This is a genomic window from Rickettsia koreansis, assembly GCF_046532895.1.
Classification (GTDB): domain Bacteria; phylum Pseudomonadota; class Alphaproteobacteria; order Rickettsiales; family Rickettsiaceae; genus Rickettsia; species Rickettsia rickettsii.
Window position 1 is genome coordinate 525,825 of the sequence record NZ_WHLZ01000001.1, and the last position, 22,864, is coordinate 548,688.

Consider the following 22,864-nt stretch of genomic DNA (forward strand, 5'->3'; position numbering starts at 1 on the left):
GCTTATCTGCCACAAACTTTCTTCTTTATATTATCTTCTTCTAAAAAATATATCACTTTTTTCATTCAATATATCATCACGGTTTGTATATAAAGATTCAATAAATAAAATAGAGTCCTTTAAAGCTAGTTGCACAGCTATATTGTCCTGGTCATGTCTTTCTATAGCTTTAGAAAGCCCAAATTCTTTAACTACATTACCTAATTCTTTTATATTAGCTCGAAATCGAGTAGAATCAGAATTTGATATAGGTGTTTTTGAAAGATTTATTATTTCGTTTCTACATTCTTGTGTTTTAATAATAACTATTTTCTTTAAGTTATCATCTAAATCTTCTATTTCAATTTTATTGCGAATAATATCGTTTATACTAATTACTTTATTTCCATGCTTTCTCTCATGCCTTGCTGCTACTATACTGCAAGCCAAATCTGTTAATATATCTATCTAAGAAACTTTGCGTTATTAAATCTATACCTTTTGCTAATATTTTTATTATACCCTCTTGCTCATTAATATTATTTTTAAATATTTTAGTTTCAGCAATACAGCAAGCATTTATGATATTTTTATATTCCAATAAAATGCATTACAGTAATCGTATAATAATGGGCTTTCTTGTGCTAAACTGTCAATTTCTCTAAAGATTTCTGCTTTTTGTATTGTTCCACTAGCTTTTAGTGTTTTATTGTGGCTATCTATCTTAATTTCATAGGCATCTAATCTTTTATTTGCCACGGCATCTAGTAATTTTAAATTACTGGTTTTCAACCTTATTTTTGCATCTTGAATTATTTCACTTGAAAACTTCAGCTTACTACTATGTTTAAATATCTGTTTTTCTTCTTCAGGCTTAAGCTTTTCATTCTTAATAAACATTGTTCTTGGGCTGCTAATTCGTTAAATAGTTGCCCTCTTAGTTCTGTGTTAATTTCTGCTGGATAAATAGTGGCTATTTTCTTTAAATTATCCTCACCAAATTTATATATTAGATGATCACCGAAAATACTTCTTTTTTCTAACAACATTACGAACTTATCTTTATTATCACCTGCATAAGATAAAAGATATTTTTCAGTAAAAAGTTTGTTATTTTCATTTGTAATACTACTTACGTAATTAAATATCACTTGCTGCTATTTTAAGGGCTAATCCTTTGTTTAGGAATAGAGATTTATGTGTTTTATATCGTTCTGCTAACGGATCGTCTGTTTCTGCAAGTAATTTAGTTACAAACTCCTCTAAACTTACTATTTTGCTTGCTGAATTATCGGTTGTAAATGTTTCATAGTTTCTATCTTCAAATATTATCTTGCCTTCTATTCCTGGTGCTTTACTAACCGATACTGTAAAAGTAAAATTATATTTCTTTATACCATTTAAAATAAACTTACTCTCTAACTCATTTATCACACCGCTTTTTAATATGCTTTTACATATTTCTTTTAAAAAGATTTGCGTTTCGCTTATATTCGGTAATTAGTTAAAACTCGCAATAAACCATTCTATTACTTCAGGATTTTTACTTTTTTCATATTCTTAAGTGATGTAATCGGTTATTGTGTGTAGAGTGGTGTTTGCCTTTGTGTGTAAATCTTCATCAAATTGGAATGCTTCAATTTTAGTATGGTATTATTTTTTTAAAGCTTTCCTGTAATACTGTCTTATCTATCGTCCCATCTAATATATGTGCCAATTTATACTAGCTTCTTTAATTGCGTATCATCAACTTTTAATAAACCGATTAATCTTTCATAAATTTTTGTTTTATTACCCGAAGTATTTTTATTTATTAATTATTTCTATAGCTGTTTTAAATGCTTGAAATATAGTTTCTTTGTTTCGTAATTTCTCATTTATGAGCTTAGCAATCTCTGCCGATAAATATCCGCTATCTATTATTCTGTAATATCTTTTAGTACGATCTCATCTATCAACTCTTGTATTTTTTTTAAATACGGTATTCTACTATTAAATTTTCCCTTAATTTTGCTTTGAGCTAATAAATGCATTAAGAGTATAATCTTTCTTTCAATTCCTAGCTCTAATATTCCATCAACATTACATGTTACAACTTCCCAAAATATTTCTATTAACTCTTGATTATTTTCATTACTTACCATCCCTGCTAGAAACTTCAGAGTCATTAGATATTTCGGTTCGTTTCTATGCGCACCTATAAAGCTCGCTGCTTTGTGTTTTGTATTATTATCTGTTAACTGATTTTTTAAATAACATGCAGCTAGATATTCTTGAAATGTTAAATGAATAAATTGAAAATTTTGCCCTTCTCTTCTTAATAGCCCTTGTTCTATAACTTCATCTATATCATTAGCTTCAGTTTTATTTTTATATTTATTTTGTTTTTTTCTAGATGCCTATTATTAAGCCAGTTTATTATTTCACTATATAAACGACTTATATTAAAATTTTCATCGCTGTTTTTGTGCAACTGATCCCTTATATCTTGATCACTCCAAACCAAACATATTAATGCAGTATTGATAGGAACTTCACATATTTCTTTTATTTGGCTATGAGTATCCAAAAAGCTTTTTAATTGCACTCCTAGCTCTTTATCATACTCAAAATTTTTATGTACATATTGCTCTATTACCTCACTATCCCAGCCTGTATTGTCTACTTTCTGCTCAAATCTGTTGCTCATTTCTTCTATAACCGCATTAGGCCTAGAACTCATTACGATATTTTTATACTGAAATACCGAATCCATAATATCTCGGTAATCACGATTACTCTGTGATAAAAACGCTACCTCATCATAACCATCCAGTAGTAATAATATCCTATCTTTATCTTGTATACTTTTTATATCTTCAAGTTTTATATCTTTAGAATCTAAACAATAATGGACAAAACAACTTAGTATATCGTCATCTATATTAGTACCATAACGTACTGTCCAATTGCTTAACAATTCCTTTAACCTGATTCCAAATACATAATCAAATTTGTTGTTCCACAGTTTGTCTTTTTCCCATTTATAAGATAGATAATGCATTAACGTGGTTTTACCTATTCCTGCACTACCGAGTAACAATACTTTACCTATATCAACTTGCATTCTGTTTATTTTCTCAACTATATTTTTTATTCCTGAGGTACTTTTATTAGTTAGATTTCTGCGAAGTATCGCAAACTTATTTTCTTCATTTAGTGACTTAACTATATTATCAATTTTTTCTTTTTGAACTTGATAATTTTTATTAAATAGCTCTCTGATCTTTCCGTATCTATGGCTTTAAAAATATTCTCTATTTCTGCCGATGATAAAACAGAAGTAGATTTCAGTACGTGGGCTAGTCCTTTTGTCGGCAATAGTACTCAAAAGGCACAAAATAATCTAAGCGGTTATAAATCTAACTCAACCGGCAGTACTGTCGGTTTTGATAGTTGAGTAGGCGATGATTTCTTACTTGGCGTTGCTAGTGCATGGCAAACGAACTCTTACGGCTGATATGGCACTGAGATTAGGTAAATATTTTCACACTTCAGCCCAGTTATGTAATTTACAAGCAAGATATGATTTAAAATTAGCCCAGCGTAATGAATGGCCTCATATTAAAATCGTATTCGTACTATGGAAGTAGCAAGAAAAGCTAGTTTATCATTTCCTAGCAACGGCAAAAGATTCAGGATGTCTTATGGCAATATCGATATCCTGCATAAATCTTATTCTTATACTGTCGCTTGTATCAAGTGCATAAGGGTTAACTAACACATCTAATACGCCCCATTGCCCGACATAAAATATTAAATAATACTTTTTATCACGGAGTAATACATTAGGAGTAATACATTATAAAAAAGGCAACAAATACTACCCTCATATTTACAAGCCTATTGTTACTAAAGAATTATAGAACAAATAGAAAAAGTTTTTGCATCAATGTATATTGAGCCTGATTTATTGAACAAAATAATTAAAAGTGTTAAAGAATCGGCAAAATATGAAAAAGATTATTATAGCACAAGAATAACAGAATTAAATAAAGAGCTTATCAGTGTAAAAAATAGCCTTGATAAGCTTAGAAGTAAACTTTTAGAAGGTATATTTACAAATGAAGAATACGACGAAGAAGATAAATATAAATTAACAACACGTCGTGATAAAGTAATGTTAGAGATAGCAGAGCATAATAAAGGTGATGATTGTTTTACGGAAAAAATAATAGATGTACTAAATTTAGTTGCCAATGCACATCAATATTTTGTTTTGTCGAATGCTGAGGGAAAAAGACGCCTAATAAAAACTGTGTTTTCAATTAAATTAACAGGCAAAAAGCTTGACTTTATGCTGCATTCACCGTTTGATGCATTCGTAAAGTTGTCAAAAATCGAGGAATGGCTCCCCGGGCCGGACTCGAACCAGCGACCGAACGGTTAACAGCCGTTTGCTCTACCACTAAGCTACCGAGGAACATTAGAAGCATCTGGAAGATTCAGATACTTCCTTATAACAAATCTTTATTATAACGTCTAGCGTTTTCTTTATATAAAATAAAAAAGTTTTATTCATCACCTATTTTTAAAGCTGCAATAAATGCAGATTGCGGAATTTCGATATTACCGTACTGTCTCATTCTCTTTTTACCTGCTTTTTGTTTCTCAAGTAATTTACGTTTACGACTTATATCACCGCCGTAACATTTAGATAAAACATCTTTACGTAGGGCTTTAATAGTCTCACGAGCGATAATACGACTACCTATACTTGCTTGAATTGCTATATCAATCTGCTGTCTTGGTATTAAATCCTTTAACCTTACGCATAATGCCCTCCCCCTTTGCTCGGCACGTGAGCGGTGTACGATTGTGGATAGTGCATCAACCGCCTCTGCGTTAACCAAAATCCCAAGCTTAACAAGTTCGGAAGGTTCGTAAACATCCATTTGCCATTCAAAACTTGCATAACCTTTAGAACAGCTTTTTAAACGGTCATAGAAATCGTAAACTATCTCATTTAGCGGTAATTTATAAATTATTTTAGCCCTATTTGCTATATAGCTATGATCAAGTTGTATCCCTCTCTTTTCCGTACAAAGCGATAGTACCGCACCTAAAAACTCATCAGGTACCATTATAGTTGCCTTAATCCAAGGCTCTTCCATTGATTCGATTTTTTGTAAATCAGGCAAATCTGCTGGGTTATGTATCTCTAAATTCTCACCGTCCCGCATATGAATTTTATACACCACATTTGGAGCGGTAGTGATTAAATCTAAATCGAATTCCCTACTTAAACGTTCTTGGATTATCTCTAAATGTAACAGCCCCAAAAAGCCGCATCTAAAGCCTACTCCGAGTGCCGAAGAGCTTTCCATTTCATACTCAAAACTAGCATCATTAAGGCGTAATTTAGCTAGTGAATCCTTTAGATGCTCAAATTCCGAGCTATCCGTTGGATAAAGACCACAAAACACTACAGGTAAGTTTGGTTTAAAACCTGGTAGAGCTTGCTCACAAGGCTTTTTTTCATCAGTGATAGTATCCCCAACTTTACAATCCGCTACTTGCTTTATAGCCGCAGTAAAGAAGCCGATTTCGCCTGCATGCAGAACATCCGAAATATGTTTTTTCGGAGTAAAATAGCCAACATTCTCAACGGTATAAACCGAGTTAGTAGCCATCATTTTAATACGCATATTCTTACGTAAGTAGCCATCAATAACACGTACTAAAATAACCACGCCAAGATATGGGTCATACCAACTATCAACAAGCAAAGCTTTCAAAATATCAGAACTACTTTCTTTTGGCGGAGGTAATTTATTTACTATAGCCTCTAAAACTAAATCAATCCCTATACCGCTTTTAGCAGAGATTAGCACAGCCTCACTTGCATCGATTCCGATTATATCCTCTATTTGCTGCTTAACCTGTTCAGGTTCTGACGCCGGTAGGTCAAGCTTGTTAAGCACCAGTACAATCTCATGATCGTTCTCGATTGCTTGGTAAACATTGGCAAGCGTTTGTGCTTCTACTCCTTGCGTACTATCAACTACCAATAACGAGCCTTCACAAGCAGCAAGTGACCTACTAACTTCATAAGCAAAATCGACATGCCCGGGAGTATCCATTAGATTCAAATAGTAGGTGTTACCGTCTTTAGCTTTATATACAAGCCGCACGGTTTGTGCCTTAATAGTTATACCTCTCTCTTTTTCAATATCCATCGAATCTAGCACTTGCTGGCTCATTTCCCTAGCCTGCAAGCCGCCGCAATGTTCAATTAACCTATCGGCTAATGTAGATTTACCGTGATCAATATGGGCGATTATTGAGAAGTTCCTTATATATTTTTGATGATTCATAATTATTGTGATATAATTTGCATTTGTTTATTGTCTGTTAGCCCGCGATCAAGTCGCGGGATGACACTAAACCACGATAATATATAACAAAATCGAAATTTATAACAGGAAAAAATAATGCGAGCTGAAATAGAAAATTATGTAAAAAAAATTGAGCAGTCTTTAGAACTACTTTGGAGGTCACTTTGACGTTGAAGCATCAACTGAAAGACTGAACGCGTTAGAAGAGTTAACAGCCGATCCTAGTTTATGGAATGATCAGGCTAATGCTCAAAAATTACTGCGAGAAAAAAGTAATCTAGAAGAAAAACTAAACGCTTTTAATAAACTCAAATCCAATTTAAAAGATGCTTTAGAACTTGAAGAAATGGCTGAAGCCGGAAACGATTTAGAAATACTTTCACAAATTGAACAGGACTTAAAAAATTTAAGCATAATTGCTGCCAAATTTGAAACGGAATGTTTGTTTTCAGGTGAAGCAGACGGTAATAATTGCTTTTTAGAGATTAATGCTGGAGCCGGGGGAACTGAAAGCCATGACTGGGCGTCTATTATGATGCGTATGTATTTGCGTTTTGCCGAAAGACTCGGCTTTAAAACCGAAATAATCAATATGATTAACGGCGAAGAGGCAGGCATTAAATCATGCACGATTAGGATAATAGGAAAGCGTGCTTACGGCTGGTTTAAGACCGAAGCTGGAGTTCACAGATTAGTGCGTATTTCTCCGTTTAATGCAGCCGGTAAAAGAATGACTAGCTTTGCAAGTAGCTGGGTATATCCCGAAATTGATGATAATATAGCAATTACTATTGAGGATAAAGATTTAAGAATCGATACTTTTAGAGCATCGGGAGCCGGCGGGCAGCACGTTAATACTACCGATTCAGCTGTACGTATCACTCATATACCGACCGGTACAGTAACACAATGCCAAAGCGATAGATCGCAGCATAAAAATAAAGCTCAAGCGATGAAAATGCTTCAAGCCAAACTCTATGAGCTTGAAATGCAAAAACGTACCGATAGCGTTAACGAGCAGAATGCCACTAAAACCGATAATAGCTGGGGACATCAAATTAGATCATATGTTTTGCAACCTTATCAAATGGTAAAAGATTTACGTACCGATTATGAAACTTCCGATACTAAAGGAGCGCTTGACGGTGACCTTGAAGAATTTGTTTCCGCAAACCTTGCTATGAATGCGGGTGGTAAGAAGTAGTGAAAATCAATGAGCAATACTTTAAGTAATGAATCATATACTGATTTAATTAAAAATTTAAAACACGAAATTAGCAAAGCTCTTATTAGAGCCCATTTAGCAGTAAATAAAGAATTGATAGTTCTTGATTGGAATATAGGAAAATTAATTTTAGAACGTCAGAATAAAGAAAAATGGGGATCAAAAGTAATTCAAAATATTTCTAATGATTTGCGTAAAGAATTTTCTGAAATGAAAGGATTATCATATCAAAACCTTTCTTATATGCATCAGTTTTTTGCAGAATATAATAATGACCAAATTCTCCAACAGGCGATTGGAGAAATCCCATAGAGTCATAATATTATTATTTTTTCAAAACTAAAAAATATAAATCAAAGAATTTGGTATGCACAACAAACCATCGAAAATGGTTGGTCAAGAAATGTATTATCTTTGCAAATTAAAAGTAATTTACATGAAAGGTCAGCGAAAGGTATAAATAACTATAAATAACTTTTCCAATACTCTACCTGAGCTACAGTCTGATTTAGCCAGGTCGATTATAAAAGAACCGTATAACTTAGAATTTTGTTGGCAATCAGTATCATATAGAACTTGAGGGAGAAGATTATTATTTGGATTTAGTTTTTTATCACATAAAACTCAAATGCTATGTATGTTGTTATTGAATTAAAAACCGGCAAGTTTAAGCCGGAATATGCCGGTACACTAAATTTTTATCTTAATTTAATGGAGCGCACAATTAAAGAAATTCAGACAATCCTACAATTGGGTTAATTTTGTGCGAAGAAAAACAAGGTATTACTGTAGAATACGCTATAGAAGGCATCCAAAAACCAATAGGAGTATCACAATTTAAGCTTACAGCAACATTACCTAAAAAGCTTGAAAAATTCTTGCCTACCCCTCAAGATCTAGCAAAGCTAAAAAGCGAATAAATTACTAAAAGTTATTTTTCTTGATATCATGGTCAAGCTTTGGTATGACCTTTTCATATTTCAACCTTATTATTTTTATCGCAACATGAAAAACTAGCAAAACTTTACTACTGCTATTTCTATATTTATTATAGCTATAGCCTCGGTTCTAGGATTTCAGAGTTATCAAAAATTTACTCAAGATAAACATTTTGAGCAGGTAATAACCGTAAATAATCTAGAGTTTGATCCTGCTAATGAAAAAATCCACAAGACATTCTTATACCAAAATACCTATCAATTCTGATACTCAAAATATAAAGGCTGCAGATAAAGAGGACGGATATAATAGGATGAGACTTGGCATAGATAGAGATTGCAAGAGAAGTAGCAGCTAAAAAACTTGATAAGCAAATATCTAGCCTAACATATGAAGAATTGAAAAAATACGGACCGATGATTTTGTTTAACGGCGGAGCGTATGATAATAAATTACTACAAGAAGCGCTTGATAAAAATATTATTACCGATTATCCAAAAGAAAATTTTTATATTTTTACGCTGCCGGAATACCAAACCAATACCGGCGCGGACAATTTAACACTCTATATAAAGAGTATGAAAACAGTAATATTGACTTAAGTAACGCCGAAATTGCTATTGTTACTTATGCTTATCATTTTCCTCGTGTTAATCGATATTTTGATAACAAACCGAATTTTGACTTCTTCTTTATTCATAACACTAAACCTATAATTTTCTTAGTCGATCGAAAATTTGAAATCATAGGAGTAGATAATGAACTAAAGCAGGAGCTAATAAAATTACCTAACTATATAGAGAAAGGTTTTGTTGCAGAAAAATTAAATGCTAATATTTAGCAATGGTTGATTAATCAATGACTATCTCTCTTGCTTCTTGTTCTTTAATCTCAATACGAGGTAGAATAATAGTAAGTATTCCATTCTTAAGGCTTGAAGAGATATTTGCCTGATCTACATCTTCATATAATGATATTACATAATTAAAATTTTTATTCATATAATTATCTGAATCATCAGCTTTATTTTTTTCTTCTATATTCCCTGTAATAAATAATTTATTACCGTTTACTTTAACCTTAATTTGACTTTTATCAAAGCCAGGTACTTCCATAACAATAATATACTGCTTATCTTTAGTAATAAAATTGCTTTTTATGCTATTAGATTCATAAAGCGGCAATCTATTTTTAAATAAATTATCAATATTTGTAATTTGATTATCTATTAAATCTGCTACATGACGCAGTGGCGTTGCATTACCGGAATCATAATTCTTATTAGCTATTGCAATATTACTAGATAAAATCATAGCTGCTATAGACGGAATATATAATCTTACGCTCTTTAACATAAAACCACCATTAATTTTGTTAGTTATATATTTAAATATATAAAATTATCTATTTAAAATTCAAGTCTTACATTTCCATAATTTACTGAAAGTACGCTGCCCAAAATAAAAACTAATAATCTCTGCAAAAATAGTTTGATCTTCTATGCTCCATAATATATCTAGATATTCAACTAGCAGAGCAGAACTTTTTAACGATTTATATTGAACATATTTAACTCCTACATACATTGCAAAAAAGCTATAGGCAAGCACGGGTCTTACCGAACCATTTAAAGCATCAACCCAACTAACACCTAAATTTATAAGTGGAGTAAAGAGAATATTGCTCTGCCATTTCTTGTGATATGGTAAGCTCTGTAAAAGTTTTAGAAGTGTTAGACTGATTAAGTTTTTGTTATTAGCAATTTGACGGTCTAAAATATTTATCTCGTGTTTTTTGTCGTTAATATCTTTATATATTTTCAAAATTTCAGGAATTATTGAACTAATAAATCCTGTTATCGCCGCAAGTAAAGTAATCATAAATATCTATCTATATAAATTTTAGGATAAGTATAGCAAAGATAAGTCATTATACTAAAAAGAGGCAAAAAGGAGCAGCATGGACTGATTATTTATGTCGTTCCTGCGAAAGCAGGAATCCAGTTTTTTAATCTAATTATATACTAAATTTTTATATAGTTTGCTGTGTTTTTATCATTTTTTACTGGATTCCTGCTTTCGCAGAAATGACATTGAACATGTTTAATGATCCATGCAACAACGCCAATAATAGGAAAACTGATCCACTCAACAATTACTTTAAATTAGACCAAATGCGGTTTTTTGCAATATAGAAAAAGATAGTAAATACCGCTAAAAACATCATAACTTTAAGACCCATAGACTTACGATGTTCCATTTCCGGCTCAGCTGCCCATTGTAGAAATACCACAATGTCTTGCGACATCTGCTCTACACTTGCGTTAGTACCGTCCATATAGGTTACCTGCCCGTCTGTAAGCGGCGGCGGCATTGCTATTTGCTCGCCAGGGAAATAGGGATTATAATGAGTTCCCTGCATCAGCTTAAAATCTGCCGGCGGTTCAGTATAGCCGGTAAGTAGCGAATATATATAATTAGCTCCGTCATGACGTGCTTTTATTATCAACGATAAATCAGGAGGATGGGCACCGTTATTAGTTGCTCTTGCTGCTTGCTCATTAGAGTAAGGAGGTACAAAACGATCAGAGGGAAGAGCGGGGCGATCAAACATCTCACCGTCATCATTAGGTCCGTCTTGTATCGTATAGCCTTTAGCAATCTCTTTTATCTCGTCATCCGAAAAGCCGATATCTTTAAGATTACGGTAATATAAATTGTTTAAACCGTGGCAGACACTACAAACTTCTTTATAGACCTGAAAACCTCTTTGTGCTGCTTCACGATTAACTGTACCAAATACGCCGCCAAACGACCATTTCATCTTTTTTGGACGTAATACTTCTTCGTTGGCTAAACTTAAGCACGACGTTAGTAGTATGATGATAGAGATAAGTAGTTTAGTTTTCATAAATTTTTTTGAGTCATCATTGCAAGGGAAAATTGAAAATGTTGACGAAGCAATCTCAGGAGTTTGTTATTATTTTATAAGATTGTCGTGTTGAGGTTTTGTCTTTACTTGCAATGATGTTTTTATTACAGAATAATTTCATTATACAAATCATCCCAATTTATATTTGTTTGTTCTATTAATTTAATTTTTTTGTCTCTTAAACCGGCTTTAATTTGTTTTTCTCTATTTATTGCTGAATTCATAGTTGATGAATCTCATAAAATACTAAAATTTTGCAATTTTTACTAAACCCCTGAATTGTATCATTTTTGTGTTGATACATTCTTTTTATTACATTAAAAGTAACACCAGTATAGCCATTTTTCTTGTTAGTTACTATAATATACTATTGGTTACTTCATAAATTTGTATAATACAAAAAACGTCATTGCGAGCAACCATAGGCTACACGGCAATCTCATGAAATAATAACAAACTCCTGAGATTGCTTCGTAATGACTTAACTCTTACAACTCCTCTGGCAATGGCAGCGGTTTTTCATATTTACCTATCAGCGGCAGAGCTACTAAGACATGAAAAAAGTAATAACAAGCAGCAAAACGGCTAATGGTAATATACGGCTCTTCTGCCGGCTGCCCACCTAAATAACCAAGCAATAAACAATCTGCCATAAATAGCCAAAAAGCCATGCGGTATATCGGTCTATAATTGCTACTTCTAACTTTTGAAGTATCAAGCCAAGGTAGTAAGAATAACACAAATATACTTCCGAACATTAATAGCACCCCACCAAGCTTAGACGGCACGGCTCTAAGTATTGCATAAAACGGCAGAAAATACCATTCAGGGACAATGTGGGCAGGCGTAACTAACGGATTTGCCGGAATGTAATTATCGGGATGTCCTAAATAATTAGGTTCGTAAAAAATAAAATAGGCAAATATTATGAAATAAACTCCGAAACCGACAAAATCCTTTACGGTATAATAAGGGTGGAACGGAATAGTATCTTTAGGGCTTTTAACATCTATACCTTTTGGGTTATTTGAACCATGCTGATGCAAGGCTACTAAATGCAGCATCACTAAAGCAACAATAATAAACGGCAATAAATAATGCAGTGAGAAGAACCTATTTAATGTCGGGTTATCAACAGAAAAACCACCCCATAACCACGTAACTATGCATTCCCCTATTAACGGAATAGCGGAAAATAAATTAGTAATAACCGTTGCTCCCCAGTAGCTCATCTGCCCCCAAGGAAGCACGTAACCCATGAAAGCAGTAGCCATCATGGTTAGAAAAATGATGATACCAATATGCCAAAGCAGTTCTCTAGGTGCTTTATAAGAGCCGTAATACAAACCTCTTGCTATGTGTAAGTATACGGCGGCAAAAAACATCGATGCACCTACCGCATGAGTATAACGCAGTAACCAACCGTAATTCACGTTACGCATGATTCGCTCAACACTATCGAAAGCATGATCAACATGCGGAGTATAGTGCATAGCAAGTATGACGCCGGTGATTATCTGAATCACTAACGCAATACCAGCAATAGAGCCTAAATTCCACAAATAGCTAAGATTTTTCGGAGTTTGATAATGACTAAAATGCTTTAGGAACGCAAAAATAGGAAGACGATAATCTATCCATTCTATAATAGCATTAGGCTTTTTAGGGGTAATATCTTCATTCATAAATAATTACCCTATTCTAATTTTTTTGTCGCTAATAAAAGTGTAAGGCGGCACAGCTAAATTTAAAGGGGCAGGCCCTCTTCTAACTCTACCTGAAGAATCATATTGTGAACCATGGCACGGACAGAACCATCCATCATATTCACCTTGATTAGCAAGCGGTACACAACCCAAATGCGTGCAAATCCCGATCGTCACCAGCCAATTATCATGCCCTGCTTTCACACGTGCTTCATCTGCTTCAGGATCAATCAGCTCTGACATTTTAACGGCTCTTGCTTCAGCTATTTTGTCAGGCGTACGGTTAGTGATAAAAACCGGTTTACCTTGCCATTTAACCGTAACTGTTTGACCTACCGCAATATTTGATAAATCAACCTCAATTGATGATAAAGCTAGCACGTCCGCAGAAGGGTTCAAAGAATCAACGAGAGGCCAAAGAGTACATGCTGCCCCAACTGCTGCAACACTACTAGCCGTTAGAACCATAAAATCACGACGTGTTGTTTGTTTGTTTTTATTCTCTTCAGTATCCGACATATAATTATTAAGGTGACATAAATTAACGATTATTATTACTACCGCTTGGGGTATTATTAAGATTATTTGGATTTTCTAGTGCTTCATAAGGATTTATTATAGGACGTTCAGCGTCTGCAGCACTATCTGCTTGTTTTGGCGTAAGCTTATTTATTTCATCTTCTAACACTTTTGCTCCTGTCCCTTCTTCATGCTTATATTCGCCAGGATCACTTAAGCAATTCCAAAAACTAACTAAACGATTCCAATTAGGACCGAGTTTTGTAGTACAATTTTGAGCAACTGCTTTAGTTGTATCTAATATCTCGACTGTAGTTTCAGTAAAATAATCTATAAACCCAATTTTTTTTAAGCCCAATACTGTATAATATAAAGTAATTAAGGAAGCAACTGCTATAATTAAATACCATTTAGTGATAATAGACCACAGAAAAAATCCCATAGGATTTGCTGCCATTAACCTTCGTAAAGCTTGCCACATATATTCTGCTCAAAAAAATTTATTAATAATACTCATCTTATTTTATATCACTACATTAGTAAAAATAAAGCAAAATCACGTAATATTATAAATATTTTTAATTAAACAGGAACTCAAGAAGAATGAAATCGGTAAAAATACTAAATTAATTCCTATCATAATAAAAATTAATTGTAAGTTATTATCTTGTAATATTAAACCTGTCATTATAATATTCGGAATTAATAACGGCATGATAAACGTACCGACAAAGTTAGCATTCTTCTTAAAATAACATTGCATGCTACCGGATAACACTACTAAACTACTTGATAACACTAATATCATCCATACACTAATAAAGAAAAATATTATCTCAAGCAAAGTTTGATCAAACAAAACATAAATAATGGGTAAAACAAAAACCAGCCCTATCATACTGCTGATAAATATAGCAAAAAATTTAGCCAATATAATTTTTTCATGACTAACAATTGATAATAATAACTCTAAGCTTCCGTCTTCCAAATCAGATTGAAATATCACCGAAGAAAAACCGATTAATGAAATTAATAAACAAATTACCGAAAAAATTAAACCGAATTTGTTAATATCCCTTTCACTGTTAATTAAAACAGTACTAATTATGCAAAATAAAAAAAATATAACTAGATATTTAATTACATTATTAATGCGATTCTGCACTATCAATTCACGCTTAATTAGTACAAATAGACTATTCATAATTATTAAATACGTTGTAAATTAAGTACATAATAGCTGCAACAGTTAAACCTATACCAATTTCAACAATAACTATCGCAATATGCTGAGCAAGTAGCCTATCATTGATAAAATTTGTTAGTGAATAATAATTTAAATAATTATCGTTAAAAAAGAGTGATATTGTTCCTACAATTGCATATATTGCTACACCTAAAACCGCAATACAAACTAACATGTTAGATCGGTTTAATTTTCGATTACCGTAAACTAAATCATAAGCAATAAGGCTAGATGCAAATATAACACCTGCTTGAAACCCACCACCCGGCGAAGACTCACCGTTAAGCTGAATATATATACTATATAAAATTATATAAGGTATTATAAAACTAGTAATATATTTTATTATTGGATTTGTCATCCCGTGGCTTGACCACGGGATCTTGTATCGCCTGCTGTGTCCTGAGATACCGCGATCAAGTCGCGGTATTGCATCATCAGACTTTCTTGAAAATATCAACAGCACGGCAATTCCTGCAATTAAAATTACGCTAGTTTCACCTAAAGTATCATATCCACGATAACTTGCAAGAATAACCGCAACAAAAGAAGGTATACCTATATCTCTAGAGGTATTTTCGATATAATATTTACTTGAATGCATATGAATAGGAGCATTATCATCACCGTAATTCGGTAATTCTAGCCCCATATAAGCAAGAGTTACTACAAACAATAAACATATTAAACTTGCTGGAATAATATTAGTTCTCTCAATATTCTTTAAATCCGAAGGTAATTTACGCAACAAATTCAAATATACGCATGTTGATAAGCAAGCTCCAAGTGCTGCCTCGGTCATTGCGACATCAGGAGCATCCATAATAAGATAGGATACACCAATTAATAAGCTAAATACAGAAGCAGCAATCACTGCATTTAGTAAATCTTTAGCAAAAATTATTTTTATCGAGATTAAGATCAATAAAAAAGCAATTAAGTTAAGTAGGTAATTGCCGAGATCAAAATTTAAAGCTGTCTTTACTGTCATATGGTTGTTAAAATTTAACGTCATTGCGAGGAGAAACGTAATTTCGACGTGGCAATCTTATCAAGCATCCTGAGATTGCTTCCGTCAATTACTTCGTAATTTTCCTCGCAATGACGGTACTATCAGCTCTAATTTTCATAAATAAAGATGCTTTACCAAGTGCATGAGTTGCTACCGGATTTAGTATAAAAATCAATAAAGCCGCTAAAATTAATTTAACAGAGTTCACAATATCTGCTTCAATGCACGCAAAACCTATTAAGCAAATAGGCACGCCGAAACTCTCAATAACACTTGCTGCATGTAATTTAGTATAAAAATCAGGAAATCTAAAAAAACCGATTATCCCTGAAAATATAGCAAATAATCCAATAATTACTAATAAAATTCCTATATAGTATAGTGTCATTGTGTTTATCCTTTTTTCATCATTGCGAGGAAATTATGAAATAATTGACGAAGCAATCTCATGCAAAAGTCCTGAGATTGCCGCACGAACTAAAGTTCACTTGCAATGACGTTTTTACTCACCTTGAGCCAAGCTATAACCTGCAACCCCATCAAATTCAAACAGATTCTCTACTTTGATAAAATCGATATTTGCTGTGCTTAAAGCTTCAAGCAATCTTGTTATATCTAAATGCTTTATTTCTGTGCCGTCTTTATTCATAAAACGACAACACCAATGATCGGAAACAGTTTCAAACCTTGTATCATGAGGCCACAGCTTTAATCCTTTTGACGAGATTGTTTTTAACTCAAAATTACCAAGATCAAGTTTATTAATTTTATCTGCTATATCATGAGCAGAAGATACATTCATATTCACAAATATATCCGTACCGACCAATTTCTTAACTTCTTTAGTATCAATTTTATAATCTATATTGCTTTCTTGCTTCTCAGCAATTAAGGGATAATCTGCTTTAGGTAGCTTTGTCGGTAACTGTCCTAATCTTTTCGTTACTTCTTCGGCAAATTCTTTTGTACCGACTTTTTTACTAGAACTCTGCTCGTTATATATATCGGCTGTATGAACGCCATCCTCTATAGTTTTTTTCCAAGCATTTTCGATTAATGTAGCGATATCACTCTGCCCTATATGTACTAGCATCATTATTGCAGCATTTAAAAGCCCTGACGGATTTGCGATATCTTTACCGGCAATATCGGGAGCACTTCCATGTACCGCTTCAAACATTGCATAATGCTGCCCAATATTTGCAGAACCTGCAAGACCTACCGAGCCTGAAATTTCAGCAGCTACGTCAGATATTATATCACCGTATAAATTAGAAGTTACGATAACGTCAAATATTTCTGGTTTGGTAGCAAGCCTTGCCGTCCCGATATCGATAATATAATGCGCGTTATTAATTTGCGGATATTCTTTTGCAATCTCATTAAATACTTTATGCAAAACCCCATCGGAAAATTTCATAATATTATCTTTGCTTAAACACGTGATTTTTTTACGGTTATTTTTTACTGCATATTCAAAAGCATATCTAATAATCTTCTCACATCCTGTATGACTTATCAACTTCATTGACTCATACATATTATGCGTTTGACGGTATTCTATACCTGCGTATAAATCTTCCTCATTCTCACGTATAATAGTTAGGTTCAAATTTGGATGTAATGTTCTAGTAAAAGGATGAAACGAAACGGCAGGACGAATATTAGCAAAAAGCTGTAATGTTTTACGAATCGTGACATTTAAACTTTTATATCCTCCACCTTGCGGAGTAGTAATCGGGGCTTTAAGTATAATACCAGTGCGTTGTATTGATTCCCAGCTTTCCTCGCTTATGCCTGAAGTATAATGCTTCTTGTAAAGCTTTTCACCTACTTCAATGGTTTCTAAACGAATACGAGCCTCGGCTTTACGTAATATATAAAGCACTGCCTCCATTATTTCAGGACCTATACCGTCCCCGTATGCAATTGTAATCGGTGTAAATTCTGCCATATTAAATACTCTCTTGTTTATATCATTCCCGCGTAGGCAGGAATCCAGTAAAACCTATAAAAACTAGTTTTTATAGATTTATTTTATCAAATATGTAACTTCTATATCAATATTGAAGTTATTTTTCTGGATTACCGCCTACGCAGGAATGACACACAAAAATCCATACAACACTATCAATAGTTTATCGTTACTTCTTTTAATCTCTCATTCAACATAAAAGTCACTTCGGAAGTTATATTCAAATTATTTTTGGCATATAAGACTTGAGCACTTGGAATGACCAAATTAAGGTTATATTTCTCGGCAAGTTCACTAATTATTGTAATAGTTGTTTCATGGACTCTACTCATAGCCTCAGCGTGAGCTTGTTCAAGCTTTGTTTTCTTAATCTGAATTTCTTTTCTAACATGGCTAACTTTTGCATTAAATTCGTTTACTTTATGCTCAAATTCGGTTTCACTTAAATGAGAACGCTCATTTAGCAGCTTCTCTTCCAACGGTTTAAATTCTGCTTCTTTTGCAGCAATATCCTCTTGAATTTTATGATTAAGCTTTTCGATTTTATTACGCAAATCTTTTATAGCGATCGAACCTTCCAATATAGATTGTACATCAGCAACAGCTACTCTAACTTTAAAATTATCTTCTTTAATTGGCACATTTTGTGCCTCCGTAATCGTTGAGAAATTTATTATGAATATGTATAAACATAATATTCGGTACATCATCCTTGATCCTTTTAGGTTAAACGGTGTCGGCTAGGATTGTCATCCCGTGACTTGACCACGGGATCTTGTGTCACAAGCAGTATCCTAAGATTCCGTGATCAAGTCGCGGGATGACATTCAAGATTACTGGATTCCCGCCTACGCGGGAATGACACCGGAGCAACACCCTTATTAATCTAAGAATAAATAACATCAAGCAATTTGTCTATAATTAAAAACTTAATCTTTACCTAACATTGGCACGCCTCCCCATGGTGTATATTCGCCATCCGAATAATAATCACTAGAAATAGGTTCAAACGAAATAGATTTTATTGCTTCAGTACTTAAAATAGGTACTCTCTCCATCACTAAGCAAAGGTTCAGTAGCCGGTTCTTCTAGCTCAACATAAATTTCATGCTGTTCACTAAATTCATATAAAAAAAAGCTTCATGAATATGCTCTGTTCCTTTGTTCTTAACCAAAACTACTGTAATACCATAGTCTTTTGCAGCATTGACATATTTAATATCATCATCCATGAAAAATTATTAGTTATTTCGGTATTATTAATTATTTCTCTTATATATTCTTTTTTAGTACAATTTTGTATTTCTTCAAAATTATTAGAAGGTAAAGCTGATTTTATATAAATTTTTGCTGCATCTTCCTTTCCTAGTAACCTTTCTAATGCATATTTTACAGCATGAGGATAATCATTAAATGATGCTATAGCTATTTTATGACCGGATAATATAATATGCTTAAAAAGGCGTGCTATTTGCTCTTCATTTTTCCAACCTAAATTTTCATTATCTAGGAATTTCTCCATCAGCTCTATAGAAAATTTTTGCTCAAGCCTAACTTTTTCTTGCTCTCGTTCTTCATAGGAGCTAAAAAAGCGATTTTGTATATTACGTGCTATTAAACCTCCTAACCTCTCTCCGATATAATTATGCGAATGTCCAACTAAAGTATTGTCACAATCAAATATAAATAAAGCTGTATTATCGTTCATTAATTTCTCTTATTTTAAAGTTTTAAAATTCTTAGTAATTTTTATTCTGCAGTTCAATCAATTTCTTTTTCAAGAACTTATATTCCAATTTGTGGTATTTTAGTGTATAATACGAAAAACTATTGTAAACTTGTAAGAATTTTTAAAGATGACATCTATTCGTAATATAGCAATTATTGCCCACGTTGATCATGGGAAAACTACGCTTGTTGATAACATGCTTAAACAAAGCGGAACATTTAGAGCTAACCAAGCAGTTGCTGAGCGTGCTATGGACTCTAACGATCTTGAGCGTGAGCGTGGAATCACGATACTTGCCAAATGTACTGCTCTTATGTGGAACGATATCCGTATCAATATAGTTGATACGCCAGGACACGCCGATTTTGGCGGTGAAGTAGAACGCATCCTTAGCATGGTTGACGGTGTAGTGCTACTTGTCGATGCATCGGAAGGACCAATGCCGCAAACAAAATTCGTGCTTTCTAAAGCGTTAAATCTCGGCTTAAAACCTATTGTCGTTATTAATAAAATCGATAGAGATGACCAAAGAATTAAAGAAGTTATCGATGAAGTATTTGAGCTATTTGTGGCACTTGAAGCAAACAACGATCAGCTTGACTTCCCTATAGTTTATGCATCAGGTAGAGCAGGTAGAGCATCTTTAACCTTTGATGATAAAATTAATCCTTTAGATAATTTAGCAGATGATTTAGCACCGCTTTTCGACCTTATAGTACAAGCATGTACCAAAACCCTTAGCCGATGACAAAGCACCGTTTTCTATGCTTGTTACTACTAGAGAATATAATTCTTTCTTCGGTAGGGTTTTAACAGGTCGTGTACAAAGCGGCACTGTTAAAATTAACCAAAACGTAAAAGTATTAAATCGTGAGAATAAAGTACTTGAAACCGGACGTATCACTAAAATATTAGCCTTTAGAGGCTTAGAACGCATCGCTATAAATGATGCTACAGCCGGCGATATTATTGCCGTATCAGGCGTTGAAAACGCCAACGTTGCCGATACTATCTGCTCCCCTGAGGTAACCGAGGCCGTACCGTCTCTACCTATCGATCCGCCGACTTTATCCATGACTTTTAGCGTTAATGACTCACCGCTTGCAGGAAGCGAAGGGACAAAAGTTACGTCGAGCTTAATTGGAGCTAGGTTAATGCGTGAGCTTGAAAGTAACGTTGCCTTAAAAGTTACTGAATCTGCCAAGAAAAATGCTTTCCAAGTTGCAGGGCGTGGTGAGTTACAACTTGGTATCTTAATTGAAACTATGCGTCGTGAAGGGTTTGAGCTATCTATTAGCAGACCCGAAGTATTATTCCAAACTGATGAGAAAGGTAATAAGCAAGAACCGATGGAAGAAATCCAAGTTGACGTTGATGATAATTATGTTGGAGTAGTCGTAAAATCTTTAGCACTGAGAAAAGCCGAAATGACTGATATGAGGCCATCAGGCGGCGGTAAAAGCCGTGTTACGTTTATCGGACCGTCTAGAGGGTTAATCGGCTATCACAGCCAGTTTTTAACCGAAACACGAGGCACAGGGATTATGAATCGTATTTTCCATGGATATGCTGATTATAAAGGAAATATCGAGAGAAGACGTAACGGCGTGCTTATCTCTAACGGTGACGGGGCAGCGGTCGCATATGCTCTATGGAATCTAGAAGAAAGGGGGAAAATGTTTATAAACCCTAGTGACAAAGTATATAGAGGCATGATTATCGGCGAACATAATCGTGATAATGATTTAGAGGTAAACCCACTAAAAGCGAAACAACTGAGCAACGTTAGAGCGGCAGGTAAAGACGAAGCCATAAGGCTAACTCCGCCAATGCTTTTAACGTTAGAGCAGGCAATCAGCTATATACAAGATGACGAGCGAGTTGAAGTAACACCGAAATCTATTCGTTTACGTAAAGCTCTACTTGACCCTAACGACCGTAAAAGAGCTGCAAAGTAGGTATGCCTCAAAAAGTTGACATCGTCATTGCAAGGAAAAACTGTAAGTGTGGACAAAGCAACCTCTGGAATCTTGCTTTATGAGATTGCCACGCTCCTTTCAGTTGTTCGCAATGACGAAAAAACTAAGCTAATACATTAAATACTATAATAACAAACCTTTTTAACGGCTTCTATTACATCGCTCTCACTCGGCAGAGCTAGTGTTTCTAAATTAACAGCATAAGGAAGGGGAAGATCTTTGCCGCTTACCATCTCTATCGGAGCATCTAAATAATCAAATGCTTCTTTCATAACAATAGAAGCTATACTTGCACCAACACCTGCAAAAAACCACCCTTCTTCCACTACAACTAAACGATTAGTTTTTTTCACTGATTCTATTATTGTCTCAGTATCAAGCGGTTTAATAGTGCGAAGATCAATAACCTCACAATCAATATTATCATTCTGCACAACATTTGCAGCATCTAAGGCAAGTTTTACTTGAATCGAGAAAGTTACTATAGTGACACTACTACCCTCTCTTAAAATTTTTGCCTGACCAAATGGTATAGGCTCGATTGTTTCCGGCACGTCAAAACTATGACCGTATAAAATTTCATTTTCTAAAAAAACAACGGGATTATCGTCCCTAATAGCTGTAAGCATAAGTCCTTTATGATCTTCTGCACTATAAGGAGCTACTACTTTTAATCCCGGAATGTGGGAATAGCAAGCTGTATAATTTTGGCTATGTTGTGCAGCTACTCTACTTGCTGCTCCGTTTGGTCCTCTAAATACTATCGGACATTTGACCTGCCCGCCTGACATGTAATGCGTTTTTGCAGCTGAATTAACTATGTGATCGAATGCTTGCATAGCGAAGTTAAAGGTCATAAACTCCACGATCGGGCGAAGTCCTGCAAAAGCTGCTCCGACTGCAAGCCCTGCAAAACCATATTCCGTTATCGGTGTATCAATTACCCTCTTAGGACCAAATCGCTCTAGTAATCCTTGAGTTACCTTGTAAGCTCCTTGATATTCTGCAACTTCCTCGCCTATGACAAAAACCTTGTCGTCTCTTATCATCTCTTCTTGCATGGCATCACGCAACGCTTCACGTACCGTTATTTGCATTTTTCTTTTTTATTTGATTAAATTAAACGTTATTGCAAGTAGGCTTGCCTGCGTGAACGTCATTGCGAGCAGCCGTAGGCTGCGTGGCAATCTCATGAAATAATAACAAATTCCTGAGATTGCTTAGTCAAAACTTACAGTTTTTCCTCG

27 protein-coding genes, 1 tRNA gene and 4 pseudogenes are annotated in these 22,864 nt (G+C 34.1%); 7 read left to right on the plus strand and 25 right to left on the minus strand.

What is annotated here, in order from left to right:
• Window positions 1-30: 30 nt before the first annotated feature.
• From GCO76_RS02995 to GCO76_RS03025, 7 genes are all read right to left on the minus strand, one after another.
• A complete protein-coding gene (locus tag GCO76_RS02995) occupies window positions 31-429 on the minus strand; it encodes a hypothetical protein (protein ID WP_410956123.1) in 399 nt (132 codons plus the stop codon).
• Window positions 398-580 (minus strand): hypothetical protein, encoded by a 183-nt coding sequence (locus GCO76_RS03000; protein WP_024704486.1) that lies wholly within the window; start codon window positions 578-580, stop codon window positions 398-400. The genes GCO76_RS02995 and GCO76_RS03000 overlap by 32 nt, the downstream gene beginning before the upstream one ends.
• Window positions 559-879: a hypothetical protein gene (locus GCO76_RS03005; RefSeq protein ID WP_410956124.1), complete on the minus strand. Its 321-nt coding sequence runs from the start codon at window positions 877-879 to the stop codon at window positions 559-561. The genes GCO76_RS03000 and GCO76_RS03005 overlap by 22 nt, the downstream gene beginning before the upstream one ends.
• Complete coding sequence (locus tag GCO76_RS03010) at window positions 810-1,130, minus strand: hypothetical protein (RefSeq protein ID WP_410956125.1); 321 nt, start codon at window positions 1,128-1,130, stop codon at window positions 810-812. Before GCO76_RS03010 ends, GCO76_RS03005 begins: the two co-directional genes overlap by 70 nt.
• Window positions 1,120-1,413, minus strand: coding sequence for a hypothetical protein (locus tag GCO76_RS03015; protein ID WP_410956126.1), 294 nt, complete (start codon window positions 1,411-1,413; stop codon window positions 1,120-1,122). The genes GCO76_RS03010 and GCO76_RS03015 overlap by 11 nt, the downstream gene beginning before the upstream one ends.
• Window positions 1,414-1,898: 485 nt before the next feature.
• The gene (locus GCO76_RS03020; RefSeq protein WP_410956127.1) at window positions 1,899-2,147 is read right to left on the minus strand and encodes a hypothetical protein; all 249 of its coding nucleotides are present in this window, start codon (window positions 2,145-2,147) and stop codon (window positions 1,899-1,901) included.
• Between the two features lie 176 nt (window positions 2,148-2,323).
• The gene (locus tag GCO76_RS03025; protein ID WP_410956128.1) at window positions 2,324-3,085 is read right to left on the minus strand and encodes an NACHT domain-containing protein; all 762 of its coding nucleotides are present in this window, start codon (window positions 3,083-3,085) and stop codon (window positions 2,324-2,326) included.
• A 171-nt stretch (window positions 3,086-3,256) separates the two neighbouring features.
• Here GCO76_RS03025 and GCO76_RS03030 point away from each other — a divergent pair, with 171 nt between their 5' ends.
• Together GCO76_RS03030 and GCO76_RS03035 are read left to right on the plus strand one after the other, a co-directional pair.
• Window positions 3,257-3,418, plus strand: coding sequence for an autotransporter outer membrane beta-barrel domain-containing protein (locus tag GCO76_RS03030; RefSeq protein WP_410956129.1), 162 nt, complete (start codon window positions 3,257-3,259; stop codon window positions 3,416-3,418).
• 61 nt (window positions 3,419-3,479) lie between these two features.
• Window positions 3,480-3,611: a helix-turn-helix transcriptional regulator gene (locus GCO76_RS03035; protein WP_225981189.1), complete on the plus strand. Its 132-nt coding sequence runs from the start codon at window positions 3,480-3,482 to the stop codon at window positions 3,609-3,611.
• Between the two features lie 755 nt (window positions 3,612-4,366).
• On the opposite strand, the gene GCO76_RS03040 is transcribed toward GCO76_RS03035, so the two are convergent.
• Window positions 4,367-4,441 (minus strand) — tRNA-Asn (locus GCO76_RS03040).
• Window positions 4,442-4,532: 91 nt separating this feature from the next.
• Window positions 4,533-6,335 (minus strand): translation elongation factor 4, encoded by a 1,803-nt coding sequence (gene lepA / locus GCO76_RS03045; RefSeq protein WP_410956130.1) that lies wholly within the window; start codon window positions 6,333-6,335, stop codon window positions 4,533-4,535.
• A gap of 117 nt (window positions 6,336-6,452) precedes the next feature.
• Between lepA and prfB the strand changes: the two genes are divergently transcribed.
• From prfB to GCO76_RS03065, 4 genes and pseudogenes are all read left to right on the plus strand, one after another.
• A protein-coding gene (gene prfB / locus GCO76_RS03050; RefSeq protein WP_410956131.1) for a peptide chain release factor 2 occupies window positions 6,453-7,560 on the plus strand; the annotation gives its coding sequence in 2 pieces (ribosomal slippage) (window positions 6,453-6,521 and window positions 6,523-7,560; 1,107 coding nt in all).
• Between the two features lie 9 nt (window positions 7,561-7,569).
• Window positions 7,570-8,131: pseudogene (locus GCO76_RS03055) on the plus strand (DUF1016 N-terminal domain-containing protein); the annotation flags it as partial.
• 46 nt (window positions 8,132-8,177) lie between these two features.
• Window positions 8,178-8,501 (plus strand): annotated as a pseudogene (locus GCO76_RS03060) (PDDEXK nuclease domain-containing protein).
• 435 nt (window positions 8,502-8,936) lie between these two features.
• Complete coding sequence (locus GCO76_RS03065; protein WP_012150576.1) at window positions 8,937-9,122, plus strand: hypothetical protein; 186 nt, start codon at window positions 8,937-8,939, stop codon at window positions 9,120-9,122.
• A gap of 249 nt (window positions 9,123-9,371) precedes the next feature.
• Here GCO76_RS03065 and GCO76_RS03070 read toward each other — a convergent pair whose 3' ends face one another.
• The 15 genes and pseudogenes from GCO76_RS03070 to GCO76_RS03140 form a co-directional block, all read right to left on the minus strand.
• The gene (locus GCO76_RS03070) at window positions 9,372-9,875 is read right to left on the minus strand and encodes an Hsp20/alpha crystallin family protein (RefSeq protein ID WP_410956132.1); all 504 of its coding nucleotides are present in this window, start codon (window positions 9,873-9,875) and stop codon (window positions 9,372-9,374) included.
• Window positions 9,876-9,935: 60 nt separating this feature from the next.
• The gene (locus tag GCO76_RS03075; RefSeq protein ID WP_410956483.1) at window positions 9,936-10,400 is read right to left on the minus strand and encodes a hypothetical protein; all 465 of its coding nucleotides are present in this window, start codon (window positions 10,398-10,400) and stop codon (window positions 9,936-9,938) included.
• Between the two features lie 274 nt (window positions 10,401-10,674).
• A complete protein-coding gene (locus tag GCO76_RS03080) occupies window positions 10,675-11,430 on the minus strand; it encodes a cytochrome c1 (protein WP_410956133.1) in 756 nt (251 codons plus the stop codon).
• A 125-nt stretch (window positions 11,431-11,555) separates the two neighbouring features.
• Window positions 11,556-11,675 (minus strand): GIY-YIG nuclease family protein, encoded by a 120-nt coding sequence (locus GCO76_RS03085; protein ID WP_014410066.1) that lies wholly within the window; start codon window positions 11,673-11,675, stop codon window positions 11,556-11,558.
• Window positions 11,672-11,815, minus strand: a complete 144-nt coding sequence (locus GCO76_RS03090) for a GIY-YIG nuclease family protein (protein ID WP_410956465.1) — start codon at window positions 11,813-11,815, stop codon at window positions 11,672-11,674. The genes GCO76_RS03085 and GCO76_RS03090 overlap by 4 nt, the downstream gene beginning before the upstream one ends.
• A gap of 124 nt (window positions 11,816-11,939) precedes the next feature.
• Entirely contained in the window at window positions 11,940-13,136 is a 1,197-nt protein-coding gene (locus GCO76_RS03095) for a cytochrome b (RefSeq protein WP_103897266.1), read from the minus strand.
• A gap of 6 nt (window positions 13,137-13,142) precedes the next feature.
• On the minus strand, window positions 13,143-13,676 hold the full coding sequence (gene petA / locus GCO76_RS03100; RefSeq protein WP_103897267.1) for a ubiquinol-cytochrome c reductase iron-sulfur subunit: 534 nt from the start codon (window positions 13,674-13,676) through the stop codon (window positions 13,143-13,145).
• Between the two features lie 22 nt (window positions 13,677-13,698).
• The gene (locus tag GCO76_RS03105; protein WP_012719528.1) at window positions 13,699-14,157 is read right to left on the minus strand and encodes a DUF2670 domain-containing protein; all 459 of its coding nucleotides are present in this window, start codon (window positions 14,155-14,157) and stop codon (window positions 13,699-13,701) included.
• 75 nt (window positions 14,158-14,232) lie between these two features.
• Window positions 14,233-14,880 (minus strand): heme exporter protein CcmB, encoded by a 648-nt coding sequence (locus tag GCO76_RS03110; RefSeq protein WP_410956134.1) that lies wholly within the window; start codon window positions 14,878-14,880, stop codon window positions 14,233-14,235.
• The gene (locus tag GCO76_RS03115) at window positions 14,873-15,937 is read right to left on the minus strand and encodes a DUF4040 domain-containing protein (protein WP_410956135.1); all 1,065 of its coding nucleotides are present in this window, start codon (window positions 15,935-15,937) and stop codon (window positions 14,873-14,875) included. Before GCO76_RS03115 ends, GCO76_RS03110 begins: the two co-directional genes overlap by 8 nt.
• A gap of 64 nt (window positions 15,938-16,001) precedes the next feature.
• Entirely contained in the window at window positions 16,002-16,322 is a 321-nt protein-coding gene (locus tag GCO76_RS03120) for a Na+/H+ antiporter subunit G (RefSeq protein WP_004996272.1), read from the minus strand.
• A gap of 114 nt (window positions 16,323-16,436) precedes the next feature.
• Window positions 16,437-17,888 (minus strand): NADP-dependent isocitrate dehydrogenase, encoded by a 1,452-nt coding sequence (locus GCO76_RS03125; RefSeq protein ID WP_410956136.1) that lies wholly within the window; start codon window positions 17,886-17,888, stop codon window positions 16,437-16,439.
• 176 nt (window positions 17,889-18,064) lie between these two features.
• Complete coding sequence (locus tag GCO76_RS03130) at window positions 18,065-18,619, minus strand: OmpH family outer membrane protein (protein WP_045805387.1); 555 nt, start codon at window positions 18,617-18,619, stop codon at window positions 18,065-18,067.
• 219 nt (window positions 18,620-18,838) lie between these two features.
• Window positions 18,839-18,967 (minus strand): hypothetical protein, encoded by a 129-nt coding sequence (locus tag GCO76_RS03135; protein WP_410956484.1) that lies wholly within the window; start codon window positions 18,965-18,967, stop codon window positions 18,839-18,841.
• Between the two features lie 425 nt (window positions 18,968-19,392).
• Window positions 19,393-19,617 (minus strand): annotated as a pseudogene (locus GCO76_RS03140) (hypothetical protein); the annotation flags it as partial.
• Window positions 19,618-19,765: 148 nt separating this feature from the next.
• On the opposite strand from GCO76_RS03140, the pseudogene typA reads away from it, so the two are divergent.
• Window positions 19,766-21,596, plus strand: a pseudogene (gene typA, locus GCO76_RS03145) (translational GTPase TypA).
• A 137-nt stretch (window positions 21,597-21,733) separates the two neighbouring features.
• Here the strand turns inward: typA and GCO76_RS03150 are convergent.
• Window positions 21,734-22,714: a pyruvate dehydrogenase complex E1 component subunit beta gene (locus tag GCO76_RS03150; RefSeq protein WP_014014051.1), complete on the minus strand. Its 981-nt coding sequence runs from the start codon at window positions 22,712-22,714 to the stop codon at window positions 21,734-21,736.
• Between the last annotated feature and the right edge of the window lie 150 nt (window positions 22,715-22,864).

Coding starts and splice junctions, on each gene's coding strand:
- GCO76_RS03005 (WP_410956124.1), bottom strand. CDS start 879: ATGTTTATTAAGAATGAAAAGCTTAAGCCTGAAGAAGAAAAACAGATA.
- lepA (WP_410956130.1), bottom strand. CDS start 6,335: ATGAATCATCAAAAATATATAAGGAACTTCTCAATAATCGCCCATATT.
- GCO76_RS03080 (WP_410956133.1), bottom strand. CDS start 11,430: ATGAAAACTAAACTACTTATCTCTATCATCATACTACTAACGTCGTGC.
- GCO76_RS03085 (WP_014410066.1), bottom strand. CDS start 11,675: ATGAATTCAGCAATAAATAGAGAAAAACAAATTAAAGCCGGTTTAAGA.
- GCO76_RS03115 (WP_410956135.1), bottom strand. CDS start 15,937: ATGACGTTAAATTTTAACAACCATATGACAGTAAAGACAGCTTTAAAT.
- GCO76_RS03020 (WP_410956127.1), bottom strand. CDS start 2,147: ATGACTCTGAAGTTTCTAGCAGGGATGGTAAGTAATGAAAATAATCAA.
- GCO76_RS03035 (WP_225981189.1), top strand. CDS start 3,480: ATGGCACTGAGATTAGGTAAATATTTTCACACTTCAGCCCAGTTATGT.
- GCO76_RS03135 (WP_410956484.1), bottom strand. CDS start 18,967: ATGGAGAGAGTACCTATTTTAAGTACTGAAGCAATAAAATCTATTTCG.
- GCO76_RS03150 (WP_014014051.1), bottom strand. CDS start 22,714: ATGCAAATAACGGTACGTGAAGCGTTGCGTGATGCCATGCAAGAAGAG.
- GCO76_RS03120 (WP_004996272.1), bottom strand. CDS start 16,322: ATGACACTATACTATATAGGAATTTTATTAGTAATTATTGGATTATTT.
- GCO76_RS03130 (WP_045805387.1), bottom strand. CDS start 18,619: ATGATGTACCGAATATTATGTTTATACATATTCATAATAAATTTCTCA.
- GCO76_RS03095 (WP_103897266.1), bottom strand. CDS start 13,136: ATGAATGAAGATATTACCCCTAAAAAGCCTAATGCTATTATAGAATGG.
- GCO76_RS03125 (WP_410956136.1), bottom strand. CDS start 17,888: ATGGCAGAATTTACACCGATTACAATTGCATACGGGGACGGTATAGGT.
- petA (WP_103897267.1), bottom strand. CDS start 13,676: ATGTCGGATACTGAAGAGAATAAAAACAAACAAACAACACGTCGTGAT.
- GCO76_RS03065 (WP_012150576.1), top strand. CDS start 8,937: ATGATTTTGTTTAACGGCGGAGCGTATGATAATAAATTACTACAAGAA.
- GCO76_RS03110 (WP_410956134.1), bottom strand. CDS start 14,880: ATGAATAGTCTATTTGTACTAATTAAGCGTGAATTGATAGTGCAGAAT.
- GCO76_RS03030 (WP_410956129.1), top strand. CDS start 3,257: ATGGCTTTAAAAATATTCTCTATTTCTGCCGATGATAAAACAGAAGTA.
- GCO76_RS03070 (WP_410956132.1), bottom strand. CDS start 9,875: ATGTTAAAGAGCGTAAGATTATATATTCCGTCTATAGCAGCTATGATT.
- GCO76_RS03025 (WP_410956128.1), bottom strand. CDS start 3,085: ATGCAAGTTGATATAGGTAAAGTATTGTTACTCGGTAGTGCAGGAATA.
- GCO76_RS03105 (WP_012719528.1), bottom strand. CDS start 14,157: ATGTGGCAAGCTTTACGAAGGTTAATGGCAGCAAATCCTATGGGATTT.
- GCO76_RS03075 (WP_410956483.1), bottom strand. CDS start 10,400: ATGATTACTTTACTTGCGGCGATAACAGGATTTATTAGTTCAATAATT.